19 protein-coding genes are annotated in these 19,388 nt (G+C 63.2%); 18 read left to right on the top strand and 1 reads right to left on the bottom strand.

Annotated features, from left to right (window positions below; genetic code table 11):
- Positions 1-15 precede the first annotated feature (15 nt).
- Genes GON01_RS08535 through GON01_RS08545 form a run of 3 tightly spaced genes read left to right on the top strand, consistent with a single transcriptional unit; the run spans position 16 to position 2,004 of the window.
- Positions 16-357, top strand: a complete 342-nt coding sequence (locus tag GON01_RS08535; RefSeq protein WP_157026953.1) for a GntR family transcriptional regulator — start codon at positions 16-18, stop codon at positions 355-357.
- A gap of 18 nt (positions 358-375) precedes the next feature.
- On the top strand, positions 376-1,185 hold the full coding sequence (locus GON01_RS08540) for a class I mannose-6-phosphate isomerase (RefSeq protein ID WP_157026954.1): 810 nt from the start codon (positions 376-378) through the stop codon (positions 1,183-1,185).
- A gap of 60 nt (positions 1,186-1,245) precedes the next feature.
- On the top strand, positions 1,246-2,004 hold the full coding sequence (locus GON01_RS08545) for a metallophosphoesterase family protein (protein WP_157026955.1): 759 nt from the start codon (positions 1,246-1,248) through the stop codon (positions 2,002-2,004).
- On the opposite strand, the gene GON01_RS08550 is transcribed toward GON01_RS08545, so the two are convergent.
- On the bottom strand, positions 2,001-3,677 hold the full coding sequence (locus tag GON01_RS08550) for an acyl-CoA dehydrogenase (protein WP_157026956.1): 1,677 nt from the start codon (positions 3,675-3,677) through the stop codon (positions 2,001-2,003). The genes GON01_RS08545 and GON01_RS08550 overlap by 4 nt on opposite strands.
- Positions 3,678-3,720: 43 nt before the next feature.
- Here GON01_RS08550 and GON01_RS08555 point away from each other — a divergent pair, with 43 nt between their 5' ends.
- From GON01_RS08555 to GON01_RS08625, 15 genes are all read left to right on the top strand, one after another.
- Positions 3,721-4,647 (top strand): L-threonylcarbamoyladenylate synthase, encoded by a 927-nt coding sequence (locus GON01_RS08555; protein WP_181600080.1) that lies wholly within the window; start codon positions 3,721-3,723, stop codon positions 4,645-4,647.
- Positions 4,644-5,639 (top strand): GDP-mannose 4,6-dehydratase, encoded by a 996-nt coding sequence (locus GON01_RS08560; protein ID WP_157026957.1) that lies wholly within the window; start codon positions 4,644-4,646, stop codon positions 5,637-5,639. The genes GON01_RS08555 and GON01_RS08560 overlap by 4 nt, the downstream gene beginning before the upstream one ends.
- A gap of 68 nt (positions 5,640-5,707) precedes the next feature.
- Positions 5,708-6,853 carry a non-hydrolyzing UDP-N-acetylglucosamine 2-epimerase gene (gene wecB / locus GON01_RS08565; protein ID WP_157026958.1) on the top strand — a complete coding sequence of 382 codons (1,146 nt, stop codon included), beginning with the start codon at positions 5,708-5,710 and terminating at the stop codon, positions 6,851-6,853.
- A gap of 75 nt (positions 6,854-6,928) precedes the next feature.
- On the top strand, positions 6,929-8,347 hold the full coding sequence (locus tag GON01_RS08570; RefSeq protein WP_157026959.1) for an FG-GAP repeat domain-containing protein: 1,419 nt from the start codon (positions 6,929-6,931) through the stop codon (positions 8,345-8,347).
- Positions 8,348-8,585: 238 nt separating this feature from the next.
- Complete coding sequence (locus tag GON01_RS08575; RefSeq protein WP_157026960.1) at positions 8,586-9,881, top strand: sugar transferase; 1,296 nt, start codon at positions 8,586-8,588, stop codon at positions 9,879-9,881.
- Positions 9,882-9,967: 86 nt separating this feature from the next.
- Positions 9,968-10,978: a UDP-N-acetylglucosamine 4,6-dehydratase (inverting) gene (pseB, locus tag GON01_RS08580; protein ID WP_157026961.1), complete on the top strand. Its 1,011-nt coding sequence runs from the start codon at positions 9,968-9,970 to the stop codon at positions 10,976-10,978.
- Positions 10,979-10,981: 3 nt separating this feature from the next.
- Complete coding sequence (gene pseC / locus GON01_RS08585) at positions 10,982-12,136, top strand: UDP-4-amino-4,6-dideoxy-N-acetyl-beta-L-altrosamine transaminase (RefSeq protein WP_181600081.1); 1,155 nt, start codon at positions 10,982-10,984, stop codon at positions 12,134-12,136.
- Positions 12,136-12,819: a pseudaminic acid cytidylyltransferase gene (gene pseF / locus GON01_RS08590; protein WP_157026962.1), complete on the top strand. Its 684-nt coding sequence runs from the start codon at positions 12,136-12,138 to the stop codon at positions 12,817-12,819. The genes pseC and pseF overlap by 1 nt, the downstream gene beginning before the upstream one ends.
- A 5-nt stretch (positions 12,820-12,824) precedes the next feature.
- Positions 12,825-13,901, top strand: a complete 1,077-nt coding sequence (gene pseG / locus GON01_RS08595) for a UDP-2,4-diacetamido-2,4,6-trideoxy-beta-L-altropyranose hydrolase (protein WP_181600082.1) — start codon at positions 12,825-12,827, stop codon at positions 13,899-13,901.
- Positions 13,898-14,530, top strand: a complete 633-nt coding sequence (locus tag GON01_RS08600; protein ID WP_157026964.1) for a formyltransferase family protein — start codon at positions 13,898-13,900, stop codon at positions 14,528-14,530. The genes pseG and GON01_RS08600 overlap by 4 nt, the downstream gene beginning before the upstream one ends.
- Positions 14,531-15,577, top strand: a complete 1,047-nt coding sequence (pseI, locus tag GON01_RS08605) for a pseudaminic acid synthase (protein ID WP_157026965.1) — start codon at positions 14,531-14,533, stop codon at positions 15,575-15,577.
- 10 nt (positions 15,578-15,587) lie between these two features.
- Positions 15,588-16,589, top strand: coding sequence for a Gfo/Idh/MocA family protein (locus tag GON01_RS08610; protein ID WP_157026966.1), 1,002 nt, complete (start codon positions 15,588-15,590; stop codon positions 16,587-16,589).
- Positions 16,586-17,860: a DegT/DnrJ/EryC1/StrS family aminotransferase gene (locus tag GON01_RS08615; protein ID WP_157026967.1), complete on the top strand. Its 1,275-nt coding sequence runs from the start codon at positions 16,586-16,588 to the stop codon at positions 17,858-17,860. Before GON01_RS08610 ends, GON01_RS08615 begins: the two co-directional genes overlap by 4 nt.
- A gap of 5 nt (positions 17,861-17,865) precedes the next feature.
- A complete protein-coding gene (locus GON01_RS08620; protein WP_157026968.1) occupies positions 17,866-18,381 on the top strand; it encodes a GNAT family N-acetyltransferase in 516 nt (171 codons plus the stop codon).
- A complete protein-coding gene (locus GON01_RS08625; RefSeq protein ID WP_157026969.1) occupies positions 18,378-19,256 on the top strand; it encodes a hypothetical protein in 879 nt (292 codons plus the stop codon). Before GON01_RS08620 ends, GON01_RS08625 begins: the two co-directional genes overlap by 4 nt.
- Positions 19,257-19,388 lie beyond the last annotated feature (132 nt).

A 19,388-nucleotide genomic window follows, 5' to 3' on the forward strand; every position in this document is an offset into this window, starting at 1 on the left:
GGGCACTAATCCAGCATGGCTGCCGCCGAACGCCCCGTCTATCTCCAGCTCCGCGACCGGATCGCCGAAGCGATCCTGGACGGCCGCTATGGGGAAGGCGACATGCTGCCGTCGGTGCGCGCCTTCGCCGCCGAGCAGGGGGCCAATCCGCTGACCGTCGCCAAGGCCTATCAGCTGTTCCAGGAGGAAGGGCTGATCATCGTGAAGCGCGGTGTCGGCATGTTCGTGGCAAGCGGCGCGAACAAGCGCCTGCTGGACCGCGAGCGCCGCGCATTCCTCGACGAGGAATGGCCGCGCATCCGCCAGGTCATCGAGCGGCTGCGCATCGACCCCGCCGAACTGTTCGAGCGCGCCTGAGCCCGCTAAGGGCGCGGCATGACCGCCACCCTGCTTCCCACCAAACGTGTCGCCAAGCCATGGGGCCGTCATTCGCTCTGGCCCGGCTTCGACGATCCCGCCCCCGGCGATGAGCCGATCGGCGAAATCTGGTTCCCGTCGCCCGCCGGCGAGGATCCCGAGCTGCTGATCAAATATCTGTTCACCAGCGAGAAGCTGTCGGTGCAGGTCCATCCGGACGACGAAGCCGCGCGCGCGCGCGGCCATGCGCGCGGCAAGGACGAGGCGTGGCTGGTGCTCGCAGCCGAGCCGGGTTCGACAATCGCGCTTGGGCCGAAGGCGCCCCTGTCGGCCGACCGGCTCCGTTCCGCCGCGCTCGACGGCAGCATCGTCGACCTGCTCGACTGGCGGCCTGTCAGGGCCGGCGACTTCATCTACTCCCCGGCGGGTACGGTTCACGCGATCGGGGCCGGGCTGACCGTGATCGAGATCCAGCAGAATCTCGATCTCACCTATCGGCTCTACGACTATGGACGCCCGCGCGAGCTTCACCTCGACAAGGGGATCGCCGTCTCTTCGCTCGATCCGTTCCGGCCGGCGCGGCCGCCGGCACGCGCGGGGCTGCTCGCCGCCGGACCGAAATTCACCGTGGAACGGCTCGAGTCCGGGGATCGCACGATCGATCTGCGGGACAAGGCAGGCTGGCTCGTCCCCGTGACCGGAGGCGGCCGCGTCGCCGGCGATCGCTTCCACGCCGGCCAATGCTGGTCTCTGGCCGGCCGCGTCGACATTGGCGTCGATCCTCGATCCACCGCGTTGCTCGCCTATCCCGGCCCGGCGCTCGACTGATCATCTGGCGTTCGGCGTCGGAAGTTCTATATCGCGCACTCTCCAACACAGCCGAAATCCATGGTGCTCAAGCTTTTCCGCCGCGCGATCGAATCCGCACCGCCTGCCGCCCAGGTGCCTGCGGGCACGCGACTCTATGCGATCGGCGACATTCACGGACGGCTCGACCTGCTCGACCAGCTGCTGTTCCGGATCGAGGCGGACAACCGGACCCGCGGCGACGGCAGCACGCAGCTGATATTCCTGGGCGACCTGGTCGATCGCGGGCCGAACTCGGCCGGGGTGGTCCAGCGCGCCCTGGAGATCCGGCAGAGCGGTCGCCCCGCCCGGTTCCTGATGGGCAACCACGAAGAAGTCTTCCTGAAAGCCCTGAACGGCAGCCTCGAGGCGTTGCGCTTCTTCGTGAAGATCGGCGGGCGCGCGACCATCCTCAGCTATGGCTTCGACGAAGCCGAATATGACCGGCTCGATTATGCCGAGCTGCTGCCGGAACTGGTCCGGAGAGTGCCGGCCGAGCATGTCGCGTTCCTTAGGGCGTTCGAGGATCGGATCGCGATCGGGGATTATCTGTTCGTCCATGCCGGCGTCCGCCCGCGGGTGCCGCTCGACGAGCAGTCCGGCGGCGACCTACGCTGGATTCGCTCCGAGTTCCTCGATTTCCGTGGCGATCACGGCGCGGTGGTGGTCCACGGCCACACGATTACCGATCAGGTCGAGGAGCGCCCGAACCGCATCGGCATCGATACCGGCGCGTTCGCCAGCGGCCGCCTGACTGCGCTTGGCCTCGAGGGCAGCGACCGCTGGTATCTTTCGACCTAAGCGGCGAGCACCTCGGCGTTCACCCCATAGAGTCCGGCCGCGCCCTCACGCGCTGAAGCCTCCAGCCCCGCCGCCTCCGGCACGATGCGGTCGAGGAAGAACCGTGCCACGGCGCGCTTCATCGCCTCGAAGGGCGTACCACCCGTCGCAACCCGCGCCTGCCGCGCCAGCAGCCAGCCGCCGACAGCCACCGCCAGCATCGTCGTCAGCGGATAGCTGCCGGCGAGCCGATCCTCGGCACTGGCCTCGTTGCCGAGCATCCAGCGGGCGATCGCCTCGATCCGGCCGACCAGGTCCATCAGCGCCGGCTCGTCGCCGGCTTCGGCACGAATATCGGCGAGCAACGACGCCAGCACCTCGCCGCCCTGCATCGGCAGCTTGCGGTTGACGAGGTCGGCGGCCTGGATGCCGTTGGTGCCTTCGTAGATCGGCGCGATGCGGATATCGCGATAATGCTGCGCGGCGCCGGTCTCCTCGACGAAGCCCATGCCGCCATGCACCTGCACGCCCAGCGACGCGACCTCGCAGCCGATATCCGTGCCCCAGGCCTTGGCGAGCGGGGTCAGCAGGTCCAGCCGGGCCTTGGCGGTCTCGTCGCCCCCACGCGCACGATCCGCCTGCCCTGCCGCGTAATAGATCAGCGCGCGTGCTCCCTGGGTCAGCGCCCGCATCCGCATCAGCATCCGGCGCACGTCGGGATGCTCGACGATCGGCTTGCCCAGCTGCACCCGCTCTTGCGCATAGGCGAGCGAGGCCTGGCTCGCGCGCTCGGCGATCTGCACGCCCTGCAGGCCGACGTTCAGCCGCGCATTGTTCATCATCGTGAACATCGCGCGCATCCCGCCCATTTCCTCGCCGATCAGCCAGCCATGGCAGTCGTCATGATCGCCGAACGACAGGGTGCAGGTCGGGGAGGCGTGGATGCCGAGCTTGTGCTCGATCGAGACGCAGCGCACGTCGTTGAACGCGCCGGGCGTTCCGTCAGGCTTGAGCCGGTATTTGGGAACCAGGAACAGCGAAATGCCCTTGGTGCCCGCCGGCGCGTCGGGCGTGCGCGCGAGCACCAGATGGACGATGTTGTCGGTCAGGTCATGCTCGCCGAAGGTGATGAAGATCTTCGTTCCCTTGATCCGCCAACTTCCGTCGGCGGCGGGCGTGGCGATGGTGCGGAGCGCGCCGACGTCCGATCCCGCCTGAGGCTCGGTCAGGTTCATCGTTCCGTTCCATTCGCCGGTGACCAGCTTCGGCAGATAAGCAGTCTGCAGCTCGGGCGCGCCGTGCGACACCAGCGCCTCGATCGCACCCGGCGTCAGCATGTTGATCAGCGAAAATCCCATGTTCGCCGTGCCGAGGTCCTCCATCACCACGGTCGCGAGTGCATGAGGCAAGCCCTGCCCCCCGAACGCCTCGGGAGCGCTGATGCTGCCCCAGCCGCCTTCGACGAACGCCTGGTAAGCGGCCCTGAACCCTTCCGGCATCACCACATCGCCGTCTTTCCAGCGCGCGCCGACCTCGTCGCCGACGCGGTTCAGCGGCGCATATTCGCCGGCCGCGAACGCCCCGGCGCCTTCGACGATCGCGTCGACCAGGTCGGAGTCGTCGACAAGCTCGCCGATGCGGACCACATGATCGAGCACGAAGCGCTGCTCGGTGACGGGAGGCGTGTAGGTCATGGGGCTCCTTGAGAAACGGCGCCGGCCGCTATAGCGCGGGGGCGTGGACGCCTCAAACACACGCGTGCTGCCCGTTTCGGATGCGGCGATCGACGAGGCGGCCCGCCTGATCCTGGCCGGCCAGCCGGTCGCGGTGCCGACGGAGACCGTCTACGGCCTCGCCGCCGACGCGACCAATGCCGAGGCGGTCGCCCGCATCTATGCCGCGAAGGGCAGGCCGAGCTTCAATCCGCTGATCGTGCACGTGCCGGATCTGGACGCGGCCGAGAAACTGGCGGTGTTCTCTGAGCAGGCCCGCGCTCTGGCGAAGCAATATTGGCCAGGGCCGCTGACTCTGGTGCTTCCCAAGCGTGAGAGTGCCCACCTCGCCTCGATCGTCACCGCCGGGCTCGCCACCGTTGCGATCCGCGTGCCGCGCCATCCCGCGATGCAGGCCCTGCTCCGAGCAACCGGCCGCCCGCTCGCCGCGCCTTCGGCGAACGCCAGCGGCTCGATCAGCCCTACCCGCGCGGATCATGTGCTGAAAAGCCTCGGCGGCCGGATTCCCCTAGTCCTTGACGCCGGTCCGACCCAGGTCGGGCTGGAGTCGACGATCCTTGCGGCCGATGGCGAGCAGCTCCGCCTGCTCCGTCTCGGCCCGATCGACCTCGGCCTGGCATTCGAGCCCGGCGGCAAGGTTCAGGCGCCAGGCATGCTCGCCCGCCACTACGCGCCGGCCAAGCCGCTGCGGCTGGACGCCATTGACGCTCGGCCAGGCGAGTATCTGATCGGATTCGGTCCCGTAGCGGGCGACGCGTCGCTGAGCCGCTCAGGTGACCTGCTGGAGGCGGCGGCGCGCCTGTTCGACCTGCTCCACCAGGCGGATGCATCCGAGGCGGTGGGCATTGCCGTGGCGCCGATCCCGGCCGAACGTCTCGGCCTCGCGATCCGCGACCGGCTAGGCCGAGCCACGCACAGGGAGGGGGAATGACGACGCTCGTCACCGGCGCTGCCGGATTCATCGGCTACCACCTTGCCGATCGGCTGCTGTCGGCCGGCGAGCGCGTGATCGGCATCGACAATTTCGTGCCCTATTACCTCCCGCAGCTGAAGGAGGATCGCGTCGCCGACCTGCAGCGGCGACATGGCGACGCCTTCACGCTGCTGCGCGTCGACTTCGCCGATTACGAAGCGCTGGAACGAGCGCTGGCCGGTCAGGCATTCGATCGCATCGCGCATCTCGGCGCCCAGCCGGGCGTGCGCTACTCGATCGAGAACCCGCGCGCCTATGCCCATGCGAACGTGACCGGCCATCTGAACATGCTGGAGCTTGCCCGGGGGCGCCGGCTGCCGATGGTCTATGCGTCCTCGTCTTCCGTCTATGGCGGCAACGACAGCCTGCCGTTCCGCGTCGAGGATCGCGTCGACCGCCCGGTCTCGCTCTACGCCGCGACCAAGAAAGCGGACGAGCTGATGAGCGAGACCTACGCCCACCTCTACCGCATACCGCTCACAGGCCTGCGCTTCTTCACTGTCTATGGCCCCTGGGGCCGGCCGGACATGGCGCCGTGGCTGTTCACCGAGGCGATCCTTGCCGGCCGCCCGATCAAGGTCTTCAACAACGGCGACATGCGCCGCGACTTCACCTATATCGACGACATCATCGACGGCGTCATCGCGACGCTTGACAACCCGCCGCCGGACGATGGCGCGCCGAAGCCGGGCGGCAGCATCGCGCCACACCGCATCTACAATATCGGCAACAACCGGTCCGAAGAGCTTAGGCGCTTCATCGACCTGATCGAGGCGGCATGCGGCCGCACGGCGATCCGTGAGACGCACCCGATGCAACCCGGCGATGTGAAAGACACCTATGCCGACATCAGCGCGATCCAGACCGACCTCGGCTTTGCGCCACGCACGGCGCTTGACGAAGGCATGCCGCGCTTCGTGCGCTGGTTCCGTGAATATCGCGGGATATGATTTTCGAAGCGCTTGCGAAATGATCTACCCTGTGGCCTGATGAAGGCGGGCAACAGGGGGAGCCTCAAATGGCCGGTATTCTGGTCGTGTTCGGCACGCGCCCGGAGGCGATCAAGCTGATTCCGGTCGTCAGGGCGCTCCAGCGTCGACGCATGGCGGTCACCGTCTGCACCACCGGTCAACACCGTGAAATCCTCGATTCCGTGCTCCACGGTGCCGGACTTGCGCCTGACATCGATCTGGCGATCATGCGAGACGATCAGTCGCCGATCGACCTCATGGCACGACTGCTTCCCCGCCTCACGAAGGTGATGGAAGAAGAGAGGCCATGTCGCGTTCTCGTGCACGGCGACACGACAACGGCTCTCGTGGCAGCGATCTGCGCGTATCACCTTGAAATTCCCGTTGGTCATGTGGAAGCCGGCCTGCGCAGCGGCGACAATCGCCAGCCTTGGCCGGAAGAGTTCAACCGGAAATCGATCAGCGCGATCGCAGACTTGCACTTCGCGCCGACTGCTCATGCGGCGAAGGTGCTGGAGGCAGAAGGCATCCCCTCGGCATCCATTCACGTCACCGGAAACACGTCGGTCGATGCCCTGCATGCAATCCGAAGCGACCCTCGCTATAGCGGGCTCTCACTTGGGGTCCGGGCGACGTTGGCGTCGACTTTAGGCAAGCGGTTCATCCTCGTCACCTGCCACCGGCGCGAGAATCACGGCCGCGGCTTAGCCCAGATCGCAACGGCCATTCGCGCAATCGCGAGCCGCGGCGACGTTGCCTTGGGGATTTGCCTTCATCCAAATCCCAACGCGCATGCGCCGTTGCGCACGATGCTTCGTGGCTGCGAACATGTGAACTTGCTTCCGGCGCCCACATATCCCGATTTCATTAAACTGCTTTCCACGGCCCATCTGGTTCTCACCGATAGTGGAGGCGTTCAGGAAGAGGCGCCGGCGCTCGGGGTGCCAGTGCTGGTTCTGCGTAACACGACCGAGCGGCCGGAAGGGATCGAATCCGGCGCGGCACGGCTCGTGGGTTCGCAGGCGGAAACGATTATCGCCGAGACTTACCGCCTTCTCGACGACCCGCTCGCGCATGCACGAATGAAGCGATCGCCTTTTCCCTACGGCGACGGGCGGGCGGGGGAACGAATTGCTTCAATTCTGGCGTCACAAAGAGAGGCTGACGTGTCCTTGCTGACGGCTCGACGATAGCTCCGAACGGCCTGCCATTGTGCCGTGACAGATACAAAGTGACGGGGCATAACTTCCCACCTCTTCAGTAGCATCATGAGTACAGCGATGAGCCCTCTGGGTAGGCCGATTGCGTGCACGATTGTCGCACTGCTGATCGGCGGTTGTGGCGGCGGTTCGACAAGTCAAAGTAGCGGTGCCGGGGCCGCGCCGACCGGGACGCCAACCCCGACCGTCGTGCTCTATCCCTGCCCGGGGCCAGCGCTTCCGCCTGTTCCCGTCGGCAATTTCGACTTGGGCAACCCGCCTGGGCCGGGCATCTTCGACCTCACGAAGCTCACCGGTTCCACCGTCGGTTTCACAGCCGAAACGGTTCTTTCAAGGATGAACTACTCCTACGGGTTTGCGGTGGCGGACTATGACTGCGACGCCCGGCCCGACATCAGCTTCTTCGATTCCTACACCACGCGTGTCATCGACCGCTCGCCGCCCGGCGTGATCGGATATATGCGCTGGGGCGCCCCGTCTCTGGAACCGATCGTCGCCAACGACGCCTTTCCCGAGCTGCAGCGCGGCGGTTATATCCTGTTTGAGCGGCAGGTCGCCATCGACGTGAATGGAGACAAGCTTCCCGACATCGTGGGCGTGGTCAATTCCCACGGCGCGGTCGCCGCCTATATCAATCCCGGCATTCGAGGCGTGAAGTGGACTAGACGCTATCTGTCGTTTGCCACGCCGGGCGCCCTGAATATTGCCGCTGCGGATATCGACGGCGATGGCGACAAGGACATTGTCGTCGCGATGCGCAATCAGCCCGACACCGATCCCAATCCGGCGGTGCGCGGACTCGTATGGTTGCAGAATCCAGGCACCGCGGACGATCACTGGGTTCAGCGGGCAATCGGGCCGTCTGACGACCTGACAACACTCCGGTCACTCGTCGTGGCCGACATGAATGCCGATGGCAAATTGGACGTCGTCACCACCAACAACGAGACCGGAGATTTGGCCATCTTCCTCGGCGATGGTGGCTTGACATGGAGGCGCATTTCGGCGCCTGTCTTGGCAATTCACGGCCATTACGGCATCGCCGTGGACCTCAATAAGGACGGCAGGTCGGAAATACTGCAACCCGTCTATCAAGGCATAAAGTTGTTTTGGCTCGATGCAGCCACGGATACGATCTCAAGTCAGACAATTGCCGACTTCGCTTCTGAGGCGGAGCAGATCGTCGTCACCGAAGTCGACGCTGCAGACATCGATCTCGACGGGAAAATGGATGTCGTCTTCACCATCGGTTCTTTGTCGACATCGCCGACCGATCCCCGTCGAGGCGGCGTCTATTGGCTCAAGCAGACCGATCAGGGCTGGGAAGCAAACCTGATCGAGGCCGGCACGGCGTCATACGTCGCCGTACGCGCGGTCGACATCGATGGCGATGGCGATGCCGACATCGTCGCCGACAGCGAGTACAATCTTCATGCGGTCACGATCTGGATCAACCACACACGCTGAACCGAGCGCGCCGCGCACCCGCCGTTTTGTCATTTCCTTCAACCACCTCGCCGCACAAATCCCGGAACCACTCGACAGTTGCGGGCTCAATGACTAATGCGAGCGGGCTCCGCTGCACCGGCCCGGACGATGGACGGACGGCGGCGCGTGCCTGCGAATGACTGGCCGGACCGATCGGACGGCAAGCGCCTTGCTGCCATGCTCGGGGCGACAAGGTGGGGAAGAGACGGAAAACCATATGTTGATGACCCGAGAAGCAGCCGTCCGTCCGGCTCGCGTGACCGTTTTCGAGTCCTTCAGCTTCCAAATAACAGTGCTTCTCATGCTGGCTCTGGCAATGCCGGCCGCCACAATTTTCTTTGGGCTGGGGCTGCAGGATTATCGTCCCGGCGGCATACAGAACAGCCTGTTCGCGGCGTTCACGGGCATTGCGGTCGGCTTGCTGCTGCTGAGAAAGTTGACCGCATTTCCCGGCGTGGGCGCCTTTGGTTATATTCTGCCGTCATTCGTGACGTCCTATGGGCTGATCCTGGTCGCGCTGTTTGCGGTCCGTTACGACTACAGCCGCCTGTTCCTGAGCACGAGCTTTGCCCTGGCTGTCGCAGGCGCCTTCCTTCTCAGCTATACGATCGAGCGAAATGCCAGGCGGCGCTTCTTTGTCGTTCCCCACGGCTGCATGGCGCCCATTCTATACATCGAAGGTGTAGAATGGATCATGATGTCGGCGCCCGTGTTGCCGCAGGATCGCGAGTCGGCGATCGTGGCGGATCTGCGCTACGATCACGCACCCGAATGGGAGCACATGCTCGCAAAGGCAGCCGTGCGCGGGCATCCGGTTTACCACACCAAGCAGTTGGGGGAGTCGCTGACCGGCCGTGTCTCTATCGAGCATCTGTCGGAGAACAGCTTCGGATCACTGATGCCGAATCTTGCGTTCGTGAAGATCAAGCGATTCCTCGACATAGCCGGCGTGCTGTTGCTGCTGCCGATCATTCTTCCCGTGATGGCCGTCATCAGTGTCCTGATCCTGCTGGATTCGCGGGGGCCCGTCCTGTTTTTCCAGGAGCGGATGGGATATCGGGGCCGGCCCTTCTGGATGTACAAATTCCGCACGATGCGCGCACGCTCGCCCCTCGCCGATCAAGGCGCAGCAATCGAGGACGCGATGACGAAAGACGAGGACGAGCGCATCACCCGTGTCGGGCGAATCCTGCGTCGCCTGCGTCTGGACGAGCTGCCTCAGGTCATCAATGTGCTGAAGGGGGAGATGAGTCTGATCGGTCCGCGACCTGAGGCCGTCCCGCTGTCGCGGTGGTATGAAACTGAACTTCCATTCTATCTCTACCGACATATCGTCCGACCCGGGATTACCGGCTGGGCGCAGGTCAATCAGGGCCATGTGACCGATCTGGAAGCGGTGAACCAGAAGCTCACTTACGACTTCTATTACATCAAGAACTTCTCGGCTTGGCTCGACATGCTGATCGCGCTTCGCACCATACCGACAATGTTATCGGGCTACGGGTCCAGGTAAACTTGCCCCGCCCTCTCAACCGTGTAGACGGCGCTGCCGCACCTGCCCCCATTCCTTCGCCCAACTGACCAGGCAATCGAGAGCTTATGCTGAACGACAAATCGATTCTCATTACAGGCGGCACCGGTTCGTTCGGGAAGGCGTTTGTTAAGACGGTGCTGGAACGCTATCCTGGCATCCGGCGCCTCGTCATCTATTCGCGCGACGAACTGAAGCAATTTGAAATGGCGCAGAAATTTCCCGACAGCCGCTATCCGGGAATTCGCTATTTCATCGGTGATATTCGGGACGAGGCGCGCCTGCGCCGCGCGCTCGAGGGGGTCGACATCGTCGTTCACGCGGCTGCCCTCAAGCAGGTTCCCGCCGCCGAATACAATCCCTTCGAATGCATCAAGACAAATGTTCTTGGTGCGCAGAACCTGATCGAGGCCTGCCTGGACAGCAAGGTCGAGCGCGTGGTGGCCCTTTCGACGGACAAGGCGGCCGCGCCGATCAACCTTTACGGGGCAACGAAACTCTGCTCGGACAAGTTGTTCATCGCCGCCAACAATATTCAGGGCTCGCGCGGGATTCGGTTCAGCGTCGTCCGTTACGGAAACGTGATGGGCAGCCGCGGCTCCGTCATCCCCTTCTTTCTTGCCCGCAAGGACAGTGGCGTGCTGCCGATTACGGACCCGCGGATGACGCGCTTCAACATCTCGCTGCAGGAAGGCGTTGACATGGTCCTCTGGTCCATCGGCAATGCCGAAGGCGGAGAATTGCTGGTCCCCAAAATTCCATCCTATCGCATTTGCGACGTCGCGACGGCGATCGCGCCAAACGCCCGGCAGGAAATCGTGGGCGTGCGGCCCGGCGAGAAAATCCACGAGGAGATGATCACGGCGAGCGACAGCATGAACACCGTCGACATGGGCAGTTATTACGCGATCCTTCCCGTCTCGGCGCATTATTCGCTCGATGACTATTGCCGGCGGGTCGGCGCACATCGCGTGGAGCCCGGTTTTGCCTACAACAGCGGCACGAACACGGATTTCCTGACCGTGGAGCAGCTTCGCTCCCTCATTGCGCAGTGCGTCACCAGCCAGCTGGCCGGCTAAGCCGTGGATCACATCCCCTATAGCTGTCAGGCGATCGAGCAGGCCGACATCGATGCCGTCGTATCCGTACTCCGCGCGCCGTTCCTGACTCAGGGGCCGGAGGTGGTCGCGTTCGAGCAAGCGTTCGCGCGCGCTCATCAGGTCCCGCACGCGGTCGCGGTATCGAACGCGACGGCCGCGCTGCACCTCGCCTGTGTCGCGCTCGGGGTCGGGCCGGGCTCCCTGGTCTGGACCAGCCCGAACAGCTTCCTGGCTTCCGCGAATTGCGCCCTCTACTGCGGTGGCGACATCGATTTTGTCGACATTGATCCGTCGACGCGCAACATGTCGGCCGCGCACCTCGCAGCCAAGCTGGTGGCGGCCGACCGGCTTGGCCGGCTGCCGCATGTCGTGATCCCGGTCGACTTCGCGGGGCTGCCGGCGGACCTCGCCGAAATCCGCAGCCTTGCCGATCGATACGGTTTCAAGATCCTCGAGGATGCCAGCCACGCAACGGGCGCAAGCTATCGGCATAATCCGATCGGAAGCGGCTTTGCTGATGCGACCGTGTTCAGCTTTCACGCTGTGAAAATCGTGACGACTGCCGAAGGCGGTGTCGTCACCACGCACGATCCGGTGCTGGCTCGAAAGCTGGAACTGCTCCGGTCACACGGGATGACTCGCAATCCCGACGAAATGGACGTCAAGGACGAAGGTGCCTGGTATTACGAACAGCAGGTCCTTGGCTTCAATTATCGGCTGACAGACATTCAGGCGGCGCTGGGACGATCGCAGCTGGCACGCCTGGATGCCATGCACGCCGCGCGCGTCGCGCTGGCGGACCGATACGACCGATTGCTGGAGGGCCTTCCGCTTCGGCTGCCGGCACGACTGGCCGACCGGATATCAGCATGGCACCTCTATGTCGTGGAGCTCCTGCCGGAGGCCCGGCTCTCGCGCGCCGAGGTCTTTGCCGGGCTGCGATCAGCCGGTATCGGGGTGAACGTTCATTACATCCCCATACACATCCAGCCATATTACCGGCGCCTTGGCTTCGCCCCGGGCCAATTCCCCCACGCGGAAAATTACTATGCGCACGCGATCAGTCTGCCGCTCTTCCCCAAGATGACGGAAGATCAGCAAGATCGCGTCGTGAGCGCGTTGCGCGGACTCGTCTGATGCGCGTTGCAGTGATTCCGGCGCGGGGGGGCAGCAAGCGGATACCACGCAAGAATATCCGTCCCTTTGGCGGCAAGCCTATGATCGCCTATGCGATTGATGCGGCGAAGGCGAGCGGCGCATTCGACCGCGTGGTCGTGAGTACGGATGATGACGAGATTGCGGCGATTGCGGAGCGCCTTGGGGCGCAGCTTCCCTTCCGCCGGCCGCCGGAACTTGCGGACGATCACACGCCCACTGTGCCCGTCATCCAGCATGCGATCGCTGAGTGTGCGCGCCTGGGCTGGGCTGTTCAATGGACGTGCTGCATCTATCCCGGTGTTCCGCTGATAGACCCTGCCGACATTACGAACGCTTGGGATCTCCTCCAGGATCGGGGTGGCACCGGGTACAGTTTTCCGGTCGCGCAGTTTTCTTCACCTATCCAGAGAGCGCTTCGGCGGGAGGAGAGCGGCAAAGTCGAGCCAATTGATCCACGGCACGTCGCCACTCGCACGCAAGATCTCGAACCGGCCTATTTCGACGCGGGCCAATTTTACTGGGCATCTGCGGAAACCTGGCAACGCGGGCTTGCGATCCATGCGCACGCGCACACAATCATTCTTCCCGAATGGCGAGTGGTCGACATCGACACTCCCGACGATTGGACGCGCGCGGAAGCGCTGTTCCGGGCCCTGGCCTGAAATCCATGCGTGTCGCCATCCGTGTCGATGCATCGAAGGAAATCGGCACCGGCCATCTCGTCCGTTGTGTGGCTCTAGCTGCGGCTTTGAAGAAGTTCGGCTGCGAAATCCGCTTCGTCATGCGAGATCTTGGCCTCCAAGTTGCGAAGACCCTGCAATCCGGCGGGCACTCGGTCGAGCTTCTGCCCGCTCCTCGTTCGGTGATGCCGCACGGGTGCACAGGCCACGCCGCCTGGGCCGGGGTCGACCAGATTCAGGACGCCATCGAAACCGCCGAGAATATCGGCCGGCCCGATTGGGTGGTCGTTGACCACTATGCGTTCGATTCAGGGTGGCATTCAATGGTGCGCGCGCGCTCGGGTGCGGCGATCGCGGCCATTGATGATCTGGCCGATCGCCCTTTGGCGGCGGATCTGATCATCGATCACAACCTTCACGTCGATCATCGGCGTAAATATGCCGGTATCGCCGGGAACGCCCTGCTGCTGGGCGGTCCGCGCTACGCCCTGTTGAGCCAGCGATATGCGGATGCACCGCGCTATGTTCCGTGCGAGGAGGTCCGCAGCATCGGCATCTTCATGGGTGGCGTTGACCTTGGCAACATATCCGATCGCGTGCTTCAGGGCATCGACCTGGCAGGATTCAAGGGCTGGGTTGAACTGGTCTCGACGTCTTCAAACCCCAATCTGGCCGAGTTGCGGCAAATTGTGGGGCGACGCTCGAAGACGGAAATCTCAGTTGATCTTCCCGATTTGTCGGCGTTCTTTGCGAAACACGACCTTCAGATCGGCGCAGCCGGCGGCGCGACGTGGGAGCGCTGCTGCATAGGAGCGCCATCCCTCCTTCTGATTGTCGCGGAAAATCAGATGTCCGTCGCGCCAGCTCTGTTCGAACAAGGCATCGCCGCCGGTGTCACCCCGCAGCGTTCCCTTGAGGTGAAGGATATCCGCGACGCAATCTCGGCACTGGTCCGGGATCCCGCGCGTCGCGCGATACTTGCAGAGCGTTCGCGTGCGCTGGTCGACGGGCTTGGGGCATTGCGCGTGGCCGAGGCCATGCATGAGCACCGGGGGTCGAGATGAAGATTGCCGTCCTGTGCAGTGATCCGCTGCATCCGGTCAACGTCTGGCTGCAGCGGTGGAAGGAGACGAACCGTGCGCGCGGTGAGATTTCCATTTACCGCGATTATCGGGATCTGACGGATGGCGACTTTCTGTTCTTGATTTCCTGCCATCAGGTCATCCGCAAGGAAGTCCGCGACCGTTTCCGCTTTTGCCTGGTCATCCATGCCAGCGACCTGCCGCAGGGTCGCGGATGGTCGCCGATTGTCTGGACTATCGTCAGCGGCCGGAACGATGTCACCGTCACACTTCTCAATGCAGAGGATGATGTGGACAGCGGCGACATTTGGGCGCAGCGCCACCTGATGTTCGACGGGACCGAGCTGCACGATGAAATCAATCGGGCGCTGTTCGATGCAGAGACTGAGCTGATGACGTGGGCACTGACCCATTGCTTCACCAGCACGCCTCGCCCTCAATCAGGCGATCCGACATACCTGCCGAAACGCAGCCCTGCCGACAGCGAGATTGATCCGGCTAGGCCGCTCACCGAGGTATTCGACCTGTTGCGGGCTGCGGATCCGGACCGCTATCCGGCGTTCTTCGAACATCGCGGGCAGCGCTATCGTATTCGTTTGGAGAAGATGTAGATGATCAGGATTCAGGAGCGCGAAATCGATCGGAGGGCGCGTCCCTACCTCATCGCCGAAATGTCTGGAAACCACAACCAGTCGATCGAGCGGGCTTTCGCGATTCTGGATGCCGCGGCCGAGGCGGGTGCAGATGCAATCAAGCTGCAGACTTATACCGCCGATACCATGACATTGAACACAACCGCCCCGGGCTTTTTGATCGAAGACCCGAATAGTCTGTGGGCGGGGCGGCAGCTCTACAGCCTCTATGACGAGGCGCATACACCATGGGATTGGCACAAGCCGCTGATCGAGCGGGCCAGTCGTCACGGGATGCACTGCTTCTCGACGCCATTCGACGAATCGGCCGTGGATTTTCTCGAAGAGCTCGAGGTCCCGGCCTACAAGATCGCGTCCTTTGAGATCACAGACCTGCCGCTCATCCAAAAGGTCGCCCAAACCGGTAAGCCGATGATCATGTCGACCGGCATGGCAACAATGGCGGAAATCGACGAGGCGGTGCGCACGGCCAGGGCCGCCGGCAACGATCGGATCGTCTTGCTGAAATGCACGAGCACTTATCCGGCCAGCCCTGAGAACACGAACATATCGACCATCCCGAACATGCGCGAGGCATTCGGAGTGGAAGTCGGCTTGTCCGATCACACGACGGGTTGCGGCGTCGCCGTGGCCGCGGTGAGCCTCGGAGCGGTGATGATCGAAAAGCACTTCACGCTACGCCGTGCCGACGGCGGTGTCGATTCGAGCTTCTCGATGGAGCCCGAGGAGTTCAGGTTGATGCGGGAGGAGACAGAACGCGCGTGGCAGGCGCTCGGCACAGTCAGCTATGGCTGCACCGAGGCAGAAAAGAACTCGCTCGTCTTCCGCCGCTCGCTCTACATTGCTCAGGATGTGGAGGCGGGCGACACGCTGACGCCGGACAATCTCAGAATCATTCGCCCTGGCTTCGGCCTGCCGCCCAAATTCTACGGCGAGTTGCTGGGCAAGCGCGTGAAGCAGCCACTGACCGCAGGGACGCCCGTCAGTTGGGACATGCTTGCCTGAAGCGGAAACAATGTATCGCGTCCTGATCATCGGTTGCGGCGACATCGCGGGGGGGTTCGACGCGAGGCGATCGGCGGCGTCTCCGCCGCTGACCCATGCGGGCGCCTTTGCTCGTGATCCCCGTTTCCAGATATCTGCATGCGTGGATCCTGCTCCGGACCGCCGTGCGGCATTCCGAAAGCGTTGGAATGTCCCCGCAAGTGCAAGCGATCTGGGCACGCTCTTAGCGAAGGCGGGAGACTACGATGTCATCAGCATTTGCTCACCCACCCCGCTCCACGAGGAGCATTTCACGGCGGCTCTGGCCCTCAAGCCGCAGCTGATCTTCTGCGAAAAGCCGGTGTCGAGCACGGCCGCGACGACCGAGAATCTGATTTCGGCGGCACGTCGGGCAAATGTGAAGCTCGCCGTCAATTACACGCGCCGCTGGGATCCCGCTGTGCTGAGGCTGGCTGCAGAGCTGCGGTCGGGTGAATGGGGCGAAGTCCGTTCGGTCGGCGCGGTCTATACGAAAGGCGTGGTCCACAATGGCGGCCATCTGATCGACCTCTTGCATCTGCTACTGGGCGAGCTGCAAGTCGTCACGGCTGGTCCTCCGCGCTTCGATTTCTGGCGCGAAGATCCCAGCGTTCCGGCATTGCTGCGCTCCCGCGGCGGCGTTCCGGTGCAAATCATGATTGGCGATGCGCGGGACTATTCCATTTTCGAAGTCACCCTGATTACCGAAAAGGGTGTGATTGTGATGCTTGACGGCGGCCGTTCCTGGGCAATCCGACGAGTCGAGGACAGCAACGTCTTTTCCGGATATCGAGTTCTCAGCGCTGCGGATACTATCGAAGGGGGCTTCGATCTCGCCATGTCCCGCGCCGTCGCCAACATCGCTGGCGCGCTCGTCGATCAAGAGGCGCTCGCCAGCAGCGGCACAAATGCGCTAGCTGCACAGCGCTTGTGCGAAATGATTCGATCGCGCGCGCTCTCATCCTGCTCACATTCCTCTGAGGGTCTTCCATGACGAATTCGCTTGCGCTGCTGGGCGGCACGCCGACGATCACCAGGCCGCTGCAGCCCTTCAAGAGCATGGGCGAGGAAGAGGCGGAAGCCGCGGCGCGCGTGGTCCGCTCGGGGGTCCTTTCTGCGTTCATCGGAGCGCCGGGCGAGTTCTTCCTTGGGGGGCCGGAGGTCCGTGCTTTCGAAAAAAAGGCCGCAGATTATTTCGGCGTCAGACACGCAATTTCGGTCAACAGCTGGACTTCTGGCCTGATCGCAGCCGTCGGCGCGATCGGTATCGAGCCAGGGGACGAGATCATAACGGTGCCCTGGACGATGTCGGCAACGGCAATGGCGATCCTTCACTGGAACGCGATTCCGGTCTTCGCCGATATCGATCCGGATGATTTCAACATCGATCCTGGGTCGGTGGAAGCGCTGGTCGGGCCTCGGACGCGCGCCATTCTGGCGGTCGACATCTTCGGCCAGTCGTCCGACATCAAGGCCCTGCGAGCGATCGCGGACCGCCACGGCCTGAAACTCCTGACCGACACGGCGCAAGCGCCCGGCTCGCGGACTGGCAATCGCTATACCGGCACGGTCGCCGATATCGGCGGATTCAGCCTCAACTACCACAAGCACATCCACTGCGGCGAAGGGGGCATCCTGGTCACCGACGATGACCGGCTTGCGGAACGGCTATGCCTGATCCGGAACCACGCGGAATCGGTTATCAAGAGCGACCGGCCCGCCGACCTCGCTAACATGATCGGCTATAATTTCCGAATGGGTGAGATCGAGGCGGCGATCGCCTCTGTCCAGCTCGACAAGCTCGAATCCCGCGTGGCCAGCCGTCAGAGCATCGCGCGCCGGCTCGATCAGGGATTGGGGGTTCTGCCCGGTCTCACCACGCCGAAGACTGAGCCGGACGGCACACATGTCTATTATGTGTATGGCCTCAAGCTCGATCCGGCGATTGTTGGCGCATCCCGCGCGCGCATCGTGGACGCATTGAAAGCGGAAGGCGTGCCCGGGCTGATGTGCGGCTATCAGAACCTGCACACGCTTCCGCTGTTCAGAAACAAGATCGCCTACGGAACCGGTGGTTTTCCCTTCACGCTGGCTTCCCGCGACATTCGCTACGGCCACGGTACCTGCCCGATTGCGGAAGATTTACATGAACGGACATTCCTCGGCCTGAACATGTGCATGTTTGAATTTCCGCCTGAAGACGTCGATGAGGTTATCGCGGCATTTCGCAAAGTGTGGGACAATTTGGATGCCTTGCGGGTGTAAAGCGCATGAACACGCTGCGAGGACAAAAGGTAATTCTCCAAAGATTCACGCTTGATGACGTGACGGACACCTATATCGGATGGCTGAACGATCCGGATGTGGTGCGCTACTCGAACCAGCGCTTTCGCAGGCACGACTACGACACGTGTCTATCTTATCTCAGATCGTTCGACGACGGCCCCAACCTCTTTGTATCGGTCCGGACCTTCGGAGGCGAGCCGATCGGGACGATGACCGTTTATCGCTCGCTTCCGCACGGAACCGCCGATGTCGGGATCCTCATCGGCAAGAAGTGCTTCTGGGGCGGAGGTTTCGGCCAGGACGCCTGGAATCTGATGCTCGGCTGGCTGCTTGGCCAGCCGGCGATCCGAAAAGTGACCGCGGGAACGCTTGCCTGCAATCGTGGCATGGTGCGTGTGATGGAACGTTCCGGCATGGAGCTGGAGGGCGTGAGGCGGAGGCAGGAGTTGGTCGACGGGGAGCCGGTGGACCTGATGCTTTATGGAAAGTTCGCCCGATGATCGATCTGGCATCGCCGATTGCGATCGTGGCGCATGATGCCGGTGCCGCCAATATCATCGTCAACTGGGTCGATGCGGCAATTGCGAAATCATGTCGCCCGGTGATGGAGGGCCCGGCGCTGAAAATCTGGCGGGAACGGTTTCCCGACCATCTTCCCTGCAGCCTGTCAGAGGCGCTGGGCAGTGCTGCATCGATGATTTCGGGGACCGGCTGGGCCAGCGATCTCGAACACGAGGCTCGCGCGGCCGCGCGACACGCCGGTATTCATTCCGTTGCGGTGATCGACCACTGGCTCAACTATCGGGCGCGCTTCTCGCGATCCGGGATCGAGGTGTTGCCCGACGAGATCTGGGTAACGGATAAATATGCCTATGTCTTGGCGCGGGACATCTTCCGCGATGTTCCGGTTCAGCAGAAGCCCAACCTGTATCTCGACCGTCAGGCGAAGGCGGCCGGTCCCCGTCCGGACAATGGCGACCTCTTGTTCGTTGCGGAGCCCGCACGCAGCGAATGGGGCCGCGGACGGGCGGGCGAGTTCCAGGCGCTGGACTATCTGACGCAACACGCGGGCGCGGCCGGCATCCCGTCCGATTGTCCGATGCGACTTCGCCCGCACCCCTCTGACCCGCCGGGAAAATATGACGCATGGATCAACTCCCATCCGAACTGGTGTCTTGACGATTCGAGAGATATTGCCGAGGCTATCAGGGGTGCGCGATGGGTCGCTGGACTGCAATCTTTCGCGTTGGTCGTTGCCATCGCAGCAGACCGTCCCGCGTTGAGTGCGCTCCCCGACCATGCTCCCGCGTGCGCCTTGCCGCATGACAAAGTCGTTCATCTCCGGCGCCTGGTAGCCTCGCAGAACCCGGAGTAGGCCTATGGATTCTGGCTCGCGAGCATCTATAAGCCGCGAACGGGTGGACGCGAAGCTGCATGTTCGGATCGCAGATGGAAGCGCGCCGGGTTGCTACCCGCGGGACTGCCAGCCTCCGTGCGTGACCTAAAC

Source organism: Sphingomonas horti, assembly GCF_009753715.1.
Lineage (GTDB): Bacteria > Pseudomonadota > Alphaproteobacteria > Sphingomonadales > Sphingomonadaceae > Sphingomonas_B > Sphingomonas_B horti.